The following is a 13,199-nucleotide window of genomic DNA, read 5'->3' as shown; positions in this document are numbered from 1 at the left end:
ATTTGCTCAACATGCAGCAGCTCTTGCCATCGTGAAGCCCTTGCACATTGCCCGCTGCGTCGCTATTTTCTCAATAGCTATCTGCCCTCATATTTCCTGGGCTACAAGCAGTTTTAATGATGTAAAAGCATCCTGGAAACCGTCTGACACGCAGATCCTCGACCGCCATGGTCAACTGCTGCAGCGTGTGCGCACAGACGCTACCGCGCGGCGCGGCCAATGGCTGGCCCTGTCCGATATCTCGCCGGCCATGCGCACTGCGCTGGTTTTGTCAGAAGACAAACGTTTTTATGAACACAGCGGCGTCGACTGGCAAGCAGTGTCAGCCGCCGCCTGGGCCAATCTGTGGAACACCAAAACGCGCGGCGCCTCCACCCTCACCATGCAGCTCGCGGGCTTGCTGGACGATGACCTTAAGCGCAGCGCTGGCGGCCGCAGTGTGCTTCAAAAGGTGCAGCAAACCATCTCTGCCCAGTGGCTGGAGCGCAGCTGGCGCAAAGACCAGATTCTGGAGGCCTATCTGAACCTGGTGCCGCTCAAGGGTGAGTTGGTGGGTATCGACGCCCTGAGCCAGACCTTGTTTGGCAAAGCCGCGCACGGTCTGGACGAGCGTGAGGCCGCCGTGGCAACCGCGCTGGTGCGTGCGCCCAATGCCGCCCCAAAGCTGGTGGCACAACGCGCTTGTGGGGTATTAAAAGCTTTGCACAACAGCGATGCACCCGCCTCTTGCGACGCACTGGAGATGTTCACCACGGGCGCCCTGCAACGACGCGACTATGGTGCCAGCGAAGGTGTTGCACCACACGCTGCACGCCAAGTGCTGCGCGACGCCGTGGGCCAAACAGCGCCGACCCGCATCACCACCAGCTTGTCTGCCCCGCTGCAACGTTTTGCAGTGCAAACGCTGCAACAACATTTGCGCGAACTTGTCAGCCGCCATGTCGAGGACGGCGCGTTAGTGGTGCTGGACAACGCCAGCGGCCAGGTGCTGGCCTGGGTGGGCTCGTCGGGCGAGTTGAGCAACGCCGCCGAGGTTGATGGCGTTACCGCGCTGCGCCAGCCCGGCAGCACCCTCAAACCGTTTTTGTACGCGCAAGCCATGGCCGAGCGGCGCATCACCGCAGCCACCCTGCTGGAAGACTCGGCCGCCCAAATCCAGACCACCAGCGGGCTCTACATTCCGCAAAACTACGACCACCAGTTCAAAGGCTGGGTGTCAGCGCGCACCGCGCTGGGTGCGTCGCTGAATGTGCCCGCCGTGCGCACGCTGGTCATGGTGTCACCCGACGCCTTTTTCAAGCAGTTGGTCAGGCTCGGCCTGCCCTTGAAGGAAAGCGGCGACTACTACGGCTACAGCCTGGCACTGGGTAGTGCCGAGGTGTCGCTGCTGTCGCTGACCAACACCTACCGCACGCTGGCCAATGGTGGGCAATTCAGTGCCACGTCACTGCTGCCGGGGACCAAACCCACGATGCGATCAGCGCTAGACCCACGCGCCGCCTTCATCGTGAGCGACATCTTGAGTGACCCACTGGCACGCGCCCGCACCTTTGGCTCTGACAGCATCCTGGCCACGCGCTTCTGGAGCGCGGTCAAAACCGGCACCAGCAAAGACATGCGCGACAACTGGGCGCTCGGTTATTCACAACGCTACACCGTTGGCGTGTGGGTGGGCAACGCCAGCGGCGCACCGATGTGGGACGTGAGCGGCACCTCTGGCGCAGCGCCGATCTGGGCTGCGGTGATGCATTACCTGCACCAAACCCAGCCCAGCCACGCACCAAAACCACCCGCAGGTGTGGTGCAAGTGCCGGTGCAGTTTGCAGAACCCAATGCCAACACCCGCAACGCTTTGCCGCTGGAGGCAGCCCGCTCAGAATGGTTTATCCAAGGCACACAACAAACCCACTTCGCTATTGATAACGAAGCAATAAAACCATATAAAACAAGGTATACGGGTCAAAATGACTTAAAGACTGCCAATCCCTCCGGTGTGCGCATCAGCAACCCCACCAACGGCACCATCGTTGCGCTGGACCCCGACATTCCACCGAACCACCAACGTATCACGTTCACCGCCACGGGTAGCGGGGTGCGCTGGCTGGTGGATGGCAAAGTATTCGCTAGCGGCTCCTCAGCGCAGTGGCTGCCCTGGCCCGGTCGGCACCTGGTGCAGATCACCGATGCCAGGGGTTGTGTTCTTGACAATATCCAGCTGGAGGTGCGCGGCGCGGGTGTGGTGAATACACCCGACATCCGCGCCAAGCCGCGACCTCGGACCGCAGCCCGTGCATGCGTGTCTTGATGAAACGGGCTTGGCTCAGCTCAGCGCAACACACTCACATAGGTGGCAGCAATGATGGCGGTGGTGATCACGCCGCTGATGTTGGCGCCCAGCGCCTGCGGCAGGATGATGGCCGAGGGGTTGGCTTGTGATGCAATCTTCTGCACCACCTTGGCCGTGGTGGGTACACAACTCACTCCGGCAATACCAATGATCGGGTTGAACTTCTTGCCGGTAGCAAAGTACAGGATGTAACCCCCCGCCAAACCGCCCAGGGCAGAAATGAGCAGCGCCAGCATACCCAGCAACAGCAGCTTGAGCACCACCGGGTCCAGCAAGGTGCTGGCTTCACACAACACGCCCAGGGTCAGGCCCAGGAAAAATGTGGCGCCGTACAAAAAGGTTTCGCCCAGCAGCTTGCTGAAAGACTCCAGCCCGCTTTCACGCACCGCCACGCCCACAAACAACGAGAAGAACAGCGGTGCAGCTACCGGGAACAGCAGGCACAACAACGTGCAAACCACCACCGCAAACACCATTTTTTGGGCCCGGCTGATCTTGGGACCCCGGTCGGTGGACATGTTGATGCCGCGAATGTGTTCTGGCACCAGCCACTTGATCAAATACGGGTAGCCGCCATAGGTGAGGCCAAGGTACAAATACCCCACCACGGTGATCGGGACAAACAGGTCTTTGGCCAGAATCAGCGAGGTGAACAACACCATGGGGCCATCCGCACCACCGATGGTGGCCACCGAAGCCGCCTGACCCGGTGACATACCCAGCCACACCGCAATCGGGAACACGGCAATCGTGCCCAACTCGGCAAACAGTGCGATGAACATGCTCTGAAATGGCCGTGCCATCACATAACCCACGTCCAGCAAGACACCGATGCCCATGAACACGAAGCAGGCGATCAGACCGTTGCTAAAGGTCAGGGTGTAGATCGGTTGCAGCCAGTTGATCTGCATGATGTTGACCAGATCGGTCGGGTTCGACATCAGTGGATCAATGAACAGCGTGCCGGCTTTGCCCCCTTCGAGAAACATGACGCCAGCATTGATGGCCGACATGCCCAAGCCCATCGGAATCATCAACAAGGGCTCAAGAACCTCGCGAGTCCCCAGATAGATCAGCAAAAAACCCAGCAGCATCAAAAAGATGCGACCGTACATGACGGCCGGGTCGGCCGCCACCAGGGTCGCAATACCCTGGAACAGGTTGAGAAAACTCAGGTTTTCCATGGCTTTTGGCTCAAGCTGTGTCGGGATTACTGGATGGTCAGCACGGGCTGACCACCTTCCACCGCGTCACCCGCTGCCACCAGAACCCGCGTCACGGTGCCAGAGCGGCTGGCCAGCAGATGGTTCTTCATCTTCATGGCCTCGAGCACCAACAAACTGTCACCCACGGCCACCGTTTGCCCGACCTTGACATTGACCTGGACGATCACCCCCCCCATCTGGGCCACCTCGTCGCCAGCCCCGGCTGACGCAGCCGCCACAACGGGCGCGCGAACAGGTGCAGCAGCCGCTACGCCACCGGCCACGGGTTCTGCCGACAGCCCCGGTACCGCAGGAGAACCTGTGGACGCGGCACCTGGCGTGAGCTCCAGAACCGCCACGTCATACTCGCGGCCATTGACAGTTACTTTGAACAATCGGGTCATGGTGATTTCCTGCCTTAATGTTGAGGCCGTTGCAACACGGCGTGGGATGTATGTTGTGCCGTCCGGCCGTGGCTGGACCAGGTGCGATGGGTCGGCGAAATATGCAAAATATGGTGCGCACCAATCGCCGCGAAGATCGCTGCCGACAAGGCCGCCACATCTTCATCCGGAATACCCTCGGCGACCGGACACACTTCGCCATGAGGCACCGTCTTGGCAGCAGTGCTGCGCTCCAGGCGCCCGGTGACGGACACCATCACCTTGATCAACACCGCCACCAACATGGCGATGACGATCGATATGCCGTAGATTTGCAGCGAAAAAAGAACTGGGTTATTCATCTTGCAAGCTGTTGCTGTTGCTCACTTAAAGCGGCATGTTGCCGTGTTTTTTGCCCGGGCGCAGTTCGCGTTTACCCAGCGTCTTGCGCAAGGCCAGCGCCAGGGTCCAGCGGGTGTCAGCCGGGTCAATCACATCGGTGATGTAGAAGTTGGACGCGGCGGCATAGGGCGAGGCAAACTCGTCGCGGTACTGCTGGGTCAACTCCACCGCCTTGGCCTTAGGGTCGGCGGCTTCCTTGAGCTCCTTGCGGTACAAAATCTTGACGGCAGCCTCGGCCCCCATCACCGCAATTTCTGCCGACGGCCAGGCGTAGACCATGTCGGCCCGCATTTCCTGGCTGCACATCGCCAGGTAAGAGCCACCGTAGGACTTGCGCAAGATGACCGTGAGTTTGGGCACCGTGGCAGACGCAAACGCATGCAGCATCTTGGCGCCGTGGCGGATGATGCCGCCACGCTCCTCATCCACACCCGGCAGAAAACCGGGCACATCCACCAGCGTGACCAGCGGGATGTTGTAGACATTGCAGGTACGCACAAAACGCGCAATCTTGTCGGCCGCGTCCATGTCCAGTGCGCCTGCCATCACCATCGGGTTGTTGGCCACAATGCCGACCACCGCGCCGGAAATGCGGGCAAACCCCACCACCACATTGCGGGCGAAGTTGGCATGCACTTCCAGCATCTCACCCCGGTCCACCAGACGGCGAATGACCGCATGCATGTCCAAAGGTTCGGATGAGTCGGAGGGAATCAGTTCGGCCATGCCCAGATCAACCTGCTCCTCGATCGGCACCGACAGGTCATGCGGCGGCTCTTCGGTGTTGTTGGAGGGCAGGTAGGACAGCAGACTTTTGACCAGGGCAATCGCGTGCTGGTCGTCTTCAGCGATGAAATGCACGTTGCCGCTCACCGACGCATGCATCTCGGCGCTGCCTACTTCCTCCATGGTGGTGGTGCGCCCGGTCACGGCCTTGATGACCTCGGGGCCGGTCAGGAACATGTAGGCGTTGTGCCGCGCCATGATGACAAAGTCCATCAAGGCTGGTGAATAGGCCGCGCCGCCAGCACATGGACCCAGCACCACGGCAATCTGCGGCACCACACCGGAAAGCGCCACGTTGTAATAAAAAACGTCGCCATAACCGGACAAGGCATCCACACCCTCTTGAATCCGGGCACCGCCCGAGTCCTTGAACGCGACCATCGGCACACCCACCCGCAATGCATGGCGCATCAAACGCACAATCTTGCGGGCCTGCATCTTGCCCATGGTGCCGGCCAGTACCTGGAAGTCCTGGCTGAAAGCCGCCACCTGCATATTGCCCACATAACCGGTACCGGTGATCACACCGTCGGTCGGCAACTCACGGCCCGCCATGCCAAAGGACACTGCGTTGTGGTGGGCGTGCATGCCCATTTCCTGGAAGCTGCCCTGGATGAACAGGTTCTCCACCCGCTCGCGTGCCGACAACATGCCTTTGGCGTGCAAGGCAGCCAGCTTCTCCGGGTTGATGTGCTTGGTGATCTTCTCGCGCCGATCGCGCAAGGTGTTCATGGCTTCAATCGGTAGGGTCATCGTATTTCCCGTCTATGTGGCTGTGTGTCATGCGGCACCAATACACTGAGGCGTCAAAATCAGGCTCTGGTTTGACGCTGTGTTTTGTTGCTGGTCAGTATATCCCCCTGCCACAATCATTAATTATTCATTAACAAAGCATTGATTTTGATCATGCTTTTTTGTTCTTCTGTGCACAACCACCACTGACCCCGATGTTTCTGGCTTCCAAATTGCTGATGTTTCTGACCCAGCCACTGGCTTGGGTGGCTGCCCTGCTGCTGGCCGGCCTTCTGTTGATTCGCACCCGCCCCCGCTGGGCCCAACGTTTGTGTGCCTCGGCACTGGGCTTGCTGATGTTGTTGGGCTGGGAGCCTTTGCCCAATATGGTCTTGCGCTCACTCGAGACGCAGTACCCCGCCGTTACACCCAACACGCTTGGGGCTGCTTATGTGGGGGTGGTTGTTCTGGGTGGCGCCCTGGAGCCCGCGTATGTCTGGACCGCACCGCAGCAAAGCGCCTTGAATGGCGCCGCCGAACGGATGACGGAGGTGATCCCTCTGCTGCGCCAGCAACCTCAGTTGACGGTGCTGTTCACTGGCGGCGAAGGTGAGCTGTTTGCCAATGGCCCGTCGGAGGCCGAGCGCGCCAGCCGGTTCTTCCTGGGCCAGGGGCGGCCCTCCAGCCAGCTGCTGTTGGAGTCTGCCTCGCGCACCACCTATGAAAACGCCGTGTTGAGCCGACAACTTGAGGGGGTAGATGCCACACAACCCTGGCTGCTGCTGACCTCGGCATTCCACATGCCACGTGCCATGGCCTCATTTCGCCGTGCGGGTTGGAACGTCTCTGCGTACCCGGTGGACTTCCGCAGTGGCGCCAGCACACCCTGGTCACAGTACTCGATGGATCAGGGTGTGGCGAAATGGCGCCTGGCCCTGCATGAACTGCTGGGCCAACTGGCCTACCGCCTGTCTGGCCGCGCCTGAACACCGGGCGGCTTACTCTGCGCTGGGCAGCAAGCTTGCCAGTACCTTGTCAATGCGTTTGCCATCCAGGTCCATCACCTCAAACAACCAGTTGTCACACACGATTTTTTCGCCGATGGATGGCAAATGGCCACTCACCGCCATCAATAAACCAGCCACGGTGTTGTAACGGCCCCGATCCTCGTCGGGCAGGTCATCAATATCGAGCCGGGCCTTGAGTTCATTCACCGGCATCATGCCGTCGAGCAACCAGCTGCCATCTTCCCGCTGGGTGGCCCAGGCATCGGCCTGTAGACCGGGTTGCAACTCGCCGGTGATGGCTTCGAGCAGGTCGTAGGGTGTCAGCAGCCCCTGCACCACGCCGTACTCATCCACCACCAGCACCAGGCGCCCCACCTTGGCGCGAAACTGCTCCAACAGCTCCATGCCGCTGAGGGTTTCTGGCACAAACACGGCGGGGGTGACATAGTCTGCCAGCGTCCCCGAGCTGTTGGCCCCGAGTTCGAGCAAGCGCGCCACGCTGATCTTGCCAATGACATCGTCGAGGGAACCCCGGCACACCGGGTACCAGGAGTGCGACTTTTCTGCCCCATCAGCGCCCACTTTCTGCAGACTCAAGGCCACCGTCATGCTGGCGTCGAGCCAGTCCACCTCAGCACTGGGCACCATCAGCGAGGTCAGTGGCCGGTCGTCCAGGCTGAACACGTTTTGCACCATCTGGTGCTCATGTTCTTCGATCACACCGGCATCCACCCCTTCTTCCAGGCTCGCAGTGATTTCCTCTTCGGTCATGGCGCGCGAGGTGTTGGTGTCGATGCGCAGCAGCCGCAAGACGGCAGCGGTCGACCCCGACAGCAGTTTCACAAACGGCCCCGCCGCCCGTGCCAGCCACAACATCGGCCGGGACACCCAACGTGACACCAACTCCGGGTAAAGCTGGCCAATCCGTTTGGGCACCAGTTCCCCAAAAATGATGGTGGTAAAGGTGATCAGTGTCACCACCAGCGCAGTGGCCGACAAGGCGGCCGCTTTTTCCGCCACACCCAGCGTGTGTAACCAGTGCGCCAACCCATCGCTGAACGCAGCCTCACCCACAATGCCGTTGAGCACACCGATCGAGGTGATGCCCACCTGTACGGTGGAGAGAAACTGGTTGGGGTTGGCCAGCAGCGTCAGCGAGGCCTGCGCGCCCTTGTCTCCCCCTTCAGCCATCGCGCTCAGGCGCGATTTGCGGCTCGCCGCCAGGGCCAGCTCAGACATGGCAAACACACCATTGAGCAGGGTCAGAAAAACAATCAGCAAAAATTCCATGCGGTACAAACGACAATCAAGACCATGGCACTTTACCTGATTGGTGATGTGCAGGGCTGCGATAGCGCTCTGCAACACCTGCTCGACACCATTTCTTTCTCACCCAGCCGCGACACGATCTACCTTCTGGGCGACCTGGTCAACAGGGGGCCGGACTCTGCTGGCGTATTGCGCCGACTGATGGCTTACGGCCAGTCTGCGCAGTGCCTCCTGGGCAACCACGACCTGCATCTGCTGGCGGCGGCACACGGCGCCCGCAAACCGGGACGCAAGGACACCCTGGAGGGTGTGCTGAACGCACCAGACCGGACCGCCCTGCTCGATTGGCTGCGCCAGCAGCGCCTGGCGATCCAGCTGCAGCACCAAGGTTCAGAGTATTTGATGGTCCACGCCGGTATCCTGCCTGGCTGGAGTGCTACAAAAACCATGGCACTCGCGAGCGAAGTGGAAAGCGTGTTGTGCAGCGCCGGGCTGCCAGAATTCCTGCACCAGATGTATGGCAACACACCCGCTGGCTGGAGTGATGCACTAACCGGCGTTGAGCGGCTGCGTGTCATCGTCAATGCGCTGACACGGCTGCGTTTTTGTACGCCACAGGGCGAGATGGAGTTCTCTGTCACCGACGGCCCGGCTGCGGCACCAGCCGGCTATTTGCCCTGGTTTGAGGTGCCGGGCCGCCAGACTGCCGATGCGTGTGTGGCGTTTGGCCACTGGTCGACCCTGGGTTGGCTGGGCCGCACAGATGTCTTGTCACTGGACACCGGCTGTGTCTGGGGTGGTGCGCTCAGCGCCCTCAAGCTCGGCGAGAGCCGTCAGGCCGCCCATGAACTGATCCAGGTGCCTTGCCCGCAAGCGCAACGCCCCGGAGACTGAGCCCGGTTAAACCGGGGTGAACAGCGCCGCGACCTTGCGTTTGGAGCGGATGTTGCCGGAAATGGTGCGCACTCCGGGCCGCGCTGCTGCAGCTTCCCACGGGGGAGCGGCTTCGGGCGGCAAGGACGGCTCATACGGTTTGTCAAAGAAGGGATCGGCCGGTGCGGCAGCGCGCGCTCTAGGCTTGTAGTCGCTGCGTGGTTCACGCGGCGCACGCGCCACATAAGCATCACGTCCGGACGTCTCGCTCTCTTGTTTGTACAGACGCCGACCATCGTTGATGTGGCCCTGCTTGCGGATATCGGGCAGGTCTTCCTCGAACTCGATGGCTTCCAGCTCAATCTTGGTCTTGAGCAGTTTTTCGATGTCGGCAATCAAGCGCGCGTCACTCTTGGAGACAAAGTTCACCGCCAGACCGGACTGGCCAGCACGACCGGTACGGCCAATGCGGTGCACATAGTCTTCGGCGTGGAACGGGATGTCGAAGTTGAACACCGCGGGCACATCCTTGATGTCGAGCCCGCGTGCGGCCACGTCGGTACACACCAGCAGGTCGACCTCGCCTGATTTGAAGGACTCCAGCGCCTTGAGGCGCTCGTCCTGGCTCTTGTCGCCGTGCAGTGCGGTGGTTTTGAGGCCTTCACGCTCCAGCGAACGCGCCAGACGGGCGCAACCAAGTTTGCTGTTGACAAACACAAAAGCCTGTTTGAGCTCACGCTGCTTGAGAATCTGGTGTAAGGCGTGGCGTTTGTCGTCATCCCCCACGCTGTAGAAGTGTTGCTCCACCGTGGAGGCGGTGGCATTGGAGCGCGCCACCTCGATCGTCACCGGGTCTTGCAGGTAGCTGTTGGCTAGGCGCTTGATCTCGGGCGAGAAGGTGGCCGAGAACAGCAAGGTGGTGCGTTGTTTGGGCAGGTAGCTCAGGATACGTTGCAGATCAGGCAGGAAACCGATGTCGAGCATGCGGTCGGCCTCGTCCAGCACCACATACTCCACCTGGTTCAACACACAGTTCTTGGCTTCGATGTGGTCCAGCAAGCGCCCCGGGGTGGCCACCAGCACCTCCACGCCTTTTTTGAGCTCGGCGGTTTGCGGCTTCATGTCGATGCCACCAAACACCACGGTGCTGCGCAGGTTGGTGTATTTGCCATACAGCCGGACCTGCTCGGCCACTTGGTCAGCCAGTTCACGCGTCGGCAACAGCACCAGCGCACGCACCGGGTGGCGCGCGGGTGAGGTCGAGGCGTTTTCATGCTTGAGCATGCGTTGCAACAACGGCAGCGCAAAGGCTGCGGTTTTGCCAGTGCCGGTCTGGGCCGCACCCATCACGTCGCGGCCTTGCAGAACCACGGGAATGGCTTGCGCCTGGATCGGGGTCATGGACTCGTAGCCCATCTCGGCCACAGCGCGGGCCAGAGGTGCCGACAATTGCAGCTGTGCAAACGCCATCGGGAGCGTGTCGGCGGTTAATTCGTTCGAAAGATCAGGAGTCAGGTCGGTCATTCAGAGCCAGTGTCAGTTGCTACCCATCCGATAGCTGGTGCAGCCCCACGAACTGGAGCAAACCCTCATTATCGCCCAAGCCTTCCATTCTGCTGGCAAGCGGCCAAAGGCCGGGCTAAACGAACGCCCCGCGTGAGTCACGCTGCTCACCATCGGCAGGGCCGCTGCGCCCTCAGGCCTTGGGCAAGGTCACGCCGCGTTGACCCTGGTATTTGCCGCCACGGTCCTTGTAGCTGGTTTCGCAGACGTCGTCCTTGTCGCTCTCGAAAAACAGCACCTGGGCGCAGCCTTCACCGGCGTAAATCTTGGCGGGCAGCGGTGTGGTGTTGGAGAACTCCAGCGTCACATAACCTTCCCATTCGGGTTCGAACGGGGTCACGTTGACGATGATGCCGCAGCGTGCGTAGGTGCTTTTGCCCAGGCAAATCGTCAGCACATTGCGCGGAATACGGAAGTACTCCATGGTGCGCGCCAGTGCAAAGCTGTTGGGCGGGATGATGCAGACGTCGTCGTTGAAGTCGACAAAACTCTTCTCGTCGAAGTTTTTCGGGTCAACCACCGTGCTGTGGATGTTGGTGAACACCTTGAACTCGGGCGCGCAGCGGATGTCGTAGCCATAGCTGCTGGTGCCGTAGCTGATGATTTTGTTGCCGTCACGCTGGCGGATCTGGCCGGGCTCGAACGGCTCAATCATGCCGTGTTGCTCTGCCATGCGGCGGATCCATTTGTCGCTTTTGATGCTCATGGGAAGTCAGTCTCCGGAAGGGGTAGCGGATTGTAAGCAGGCACCGGGCGCGGCCAAAGGGTCGGTAGCACAAGTGTCGCACATCAACAGAGAAAACTATCAATAATATAGCTTTCAGCCCTTGATATAAAAGGGCTAGAGGCCCAAAAGGCTTGTCATACCATCATCCGCTGTGCGCGACAACCCGCAGGCTTCACGGCAAATTACCCGCAGCTTGTGGCCTGGTTTCGCCCCACACCACACACAACAGGCCCAGCAACACCAGCGCCAGACCGCCGTAGGCCAGGGTGCCTGGTTGTTCACCCACCACCACAATCGCCAGCACAAAAGCTGTCACCGGCTCGGCCAGCGTCAAGGTCACACAGGTGGCTGCCGACACCCGGCGCAAGGCGTGGCTGAACAACAAATACGCCACACCGGTGACCACCACGCCCAGGTAAGTCACCATCCACCAAGTGGCGGCCGAGTTCACCCAGGGTGGCGACACCAGCGCCGCCACCGGCACGGCCATCACCGCCGCCACGGAGAACACCAAAAACGTCGCCATGGTCGGCGTCGTCAGCCCCACCAGATGTTTGGAGACGATGGTGTAACTGGCGTACGACAAACCTGCCAGCAAACAGAGCCCCAAACCCGTCACATTCACCTGGGCGTCGGCGCCACCGGCCATCATCATGAAACTGATGCCGGCCACCGCCAAGGCGGTTCCGAGCCACCACACCGGACGCGGCGCTTTTCTGTTGAACAAGGCCTCCAACAGGCCCACCCACACCGGACCGCTGCCAATGGCCACCCCGGTGCCCACCGCCACCCCGGTGGCCTTGACACCGGCAAAAAAACTCAGGTTATAGATCGCGACGGCCGTGCCTGCCAGCAGCGCCCAGCGCCAGACGGTTCGCAAGCCCTGACCACCAGCAAAATGACCCGCGCGACCAACAAGCAGACAGGCGGCGAAGAAGACACTGCCAATGGCCAGCCGCAAGGCACCAATCCAATAGGGCGACGCCTGGGCCGAGACAAAGGTTTGTGCGGTGCCGGTGGTGCCCCACAGGGCAGCGGCGCAAAGTGCCATGGCAATTCCGGCAAATGTTGGATGTTTCATGGCCACATGGTGCCGCCGGGTGGCGTACCAACTTGCGAGATCCTCTTGACCTGTGGTCAGGCTTGGCGCAGAACGCGGGCACCGAGTTGGCGGTCTCGTTTGAGGGCATAACTCAAGGCACTGGCGGAGCGGTAGCCGACCTGCAAAGCGGCCGTTTCCAGCGCCAGGCCCAGGCGCAGCAGGCGCTCTGCCGCATCCAGGCGCAGACGCCGCAGGTAGTCCTGTGGCGTCTGCCCGGTGAGTTCCAGCAGGCGCGCATGAAAACGCTGTGGGCTCAGGAAAAACAGCGCGGCCATGCGCTGTGTACTCCAGGACTCGAACAAGGCCTTGGTCAGCGCAGCATCCAGCTGCGCGAGATCGATGCCACGGCGCGCCAGAATGCGCGGCGCCTGCAGTACCTGGGCCAGTTGCACGCGGGCATCACCCCAGACCACACTCTCACGGCAAGCGGCAGTGACCGCAAAACTGCGTGCGCGACCCAGATCCTCTTGTGCGGGAAGTTCAATCACAAACATCCGGGTGTCCGGGCCAGCCAGAAAGCCGTGGGACACGCCCGCAGGAATCAGCAAACCACAGGAAGCATCGGCAAAAGCACTGTGGCCAGCCACATCCAGCTCCATGCGCCCCTGCAAGCCAAACATGATCTGCACATGGTCATGCGCGTGGCTCTGGTACTCGCCGTTGTAACGACGCACACCACTGCTCACGCCATCAAAGCGGGCTGGATTGACTTGCATAGGCAGACAACAACATCACAACCCAGCCGCAAACCAAGGCAAACCAGGCGGGACGGGGTGTGAGGGGTGGCATGATTGACTACGACT

The 13,199-nt window shown here is 60.8% G+C and carries 12 protein-coding genes; 3 read left to right on the top strand and 9 right to left on the bottom strand.

The window, feature by feature from the left end:
* Positions 1-31: 31 nt before the first annotated feature.
* Positions 32-2,305: a penicillin-binding protein 1C gene (gene pbpC, locus KKO72_RS11255; protein WP_371736868.1), complete on the top strand. Its 2,274-nt coding sequence runs from the start codon at positions 32-34 to the stop codon at positions 2,303-2,305.
* 20 nt (positions 2,306-2,325) lie between these two features.
* On the opposite strand, the gene KKO72_RS11250 is transcribed toward pbpC, so the two are convergent.
* From KKO72_RS11250 to KKO72_RS11235, 4 genes are read right to left on the bottom strand one after another with little or no spacing between them, the layout of a single operon-like run.
* Positions 2,326-3,531, bottom strand: a complete 1,206-nt coding sequence (locus KKO72_RS11250) for a sodium ion-translocating decarboxylase subunit beta (RefSeq protein ID WP_214938265.1) — start codon at positions 3,529-3,531, stop codon at positions 2,326-2,328.
* A gap of 26 nt (positions 3,532-3,557) precedes the next feature.
* Entirely contained in the window at positions 3,558-3,956 is a 399-nt protein-coding gene (locus KKO72_RS11245; RefSeq protein WP_214938263.1) for a biotin/lipoyl-containing protein, read from the bottom strand.
* A 14-nt stretch (positions 3,957-3,970) separates the two neighbouring features.
* Positions 3,971-4,297, bottom strand: coding sequence for a hypothetical protein (locus tag KKO72_RS11240; protein ID WP_214938261.1), 327 nt, complete (start codon positions 4,295-4,297; stop codon positions 3,971-3,973).
* Positions 4,298-4,322: 25 nt separating this feature from the next.
* Complete coding sequence (locus tag KKO72_RS11235; protein WP_251140598.1) at positions 4,323-5,876, bottom strand: acyl-CoA carboxylase subunit beta; 1,554 nt, start codon at positions 5,874-5,876, stop codon at positions 4,323-4,325.
* A 194-nt stretch (positions 5,877-6,070) separates the two neighbouring features.
* On the opposite strand from KKO72_RS11235, the gene KKO72_RS11230 reads away from it, so the two are divergent.
* Positions 6,071-6,841 (top strand): YdcF family protein, encoded by a 771-nt coding sequence (locus tag KKO72_RS11230; RefSeq protein WP_214938259.1) that lies wholly within the window; start codon positions 6,071-6,073, stop codon positions 6,839-6,841.
* A 12-nt stretch (positions 6,842-6,853) separates the two neighbouring features.
* Here KKO72_RS11230 and KKO72_RS11225 read toward each other — a convergent pair whose 3' ends face one another.
* Positions 6,854-8,152: a hemolysin family protein gene (locus tag KKO72_RS11225; RefSeq protein ID WP_214938257.1), complete on the bottom strand. Its 1,299-nt coding sequence runs from the start codon at positions 8,150-8,152 to the stop codon at positions 6,854-6,856.
* Positions 8,153-8,176: 24 nt separating this feature from the next.
* On the opposite strand from KKO72_RS11225, the gene KKO72_RS11220 reads away from it, so the two are divergent.
* A complete protein-coding gene (locus KKO72_RS11220) occupies positions 8,177-9,025 on the top strand; it encodes a symmetrical bis(5'-nucleosyl)-tetraphosphatase (RefSeq protein ID WP_214938255.1) in 849 nt (282 codons plus the stop codon).
* Between the two features lie 6 nt (positions 9,026-9,031).
* Here KKO72_RS11220 and KKO72_RS11215 read toward each other — a convergent pair whose 3' ends face one another.
* The 4 genes from KKO72_RS11215 to KKO72_RS11200 all read right to left on the bottom strand — a co-directional run bounded on the left by KKO72_RS11215 (position 9,032) and on the right by KKO72_RS11200 (position 13,112).
* Positions 9,032-10,474: a DEAD/DEAH box helicase gene (locus KKO72_RS11215; RefSeq protein WP_251140597.1), complete on the bottom strand. Its 1,443-nt coding sequence runs from the start codon at positions 10,472-10,474 to the stop codon at positions 9,032-9,034.
* A gap of 226 nt (positions 10,475-10,700) precedes the next feature.
* The gene (gene dcd / locus KKO72_RS11210) at positions 10,701-11,273 is read right to left on the bottom strand and encodes a dCTP deaminase (protein WP_214938251.1); all 573 of its coding nucleotides are present in this window, start codon (positions 11,271-11,273) and stop codon (positions 10,701-10,703) included.
* Positions 11,274-11,466: 193 nt separating this feature from the next.
* Complete coding sequence (locus KKO72_RS11205) at positions 11,467-12,345, bottom strand: DMT family transporter (RefSeq protein WP_251140596.1); 879 nt, start codon at positions 12,343-12,345, stop codon at positions 11,467-11,469.
* An 86-nt stretch (positions 12,346-12,431) separates the two neighbouring features.
* Positions 12,432-13,112 carry a helix-turn-helix domain-containing protein gene (locus KKO72_RS11200; protein WP_214938247.1) on the bottom strand — a complete coding sequence of 227 codons (681 nt, stop codon included), beginning with the start codon at positions 13,110-13,112 and terminating at the stop codon, positions 12,432-12,434.
* Positions 13,113-13,199 lie beyond the last annotated feature (87 nt).

It is taken from the genome of Rhodoferax sp. U11-2br (assembly GCF_018619435.1).
GTDB lineage: Bacteria > Pseudomonadota > Gammaproteobacteria > Burkholderiales > Burkholderiaceae_C > Rhodoferax.
The sequence above is the reverse complement of the archived record's forward strand: the minus strand, read 5'-3'. Positions and strand labels throughout refer to the sequence as shown.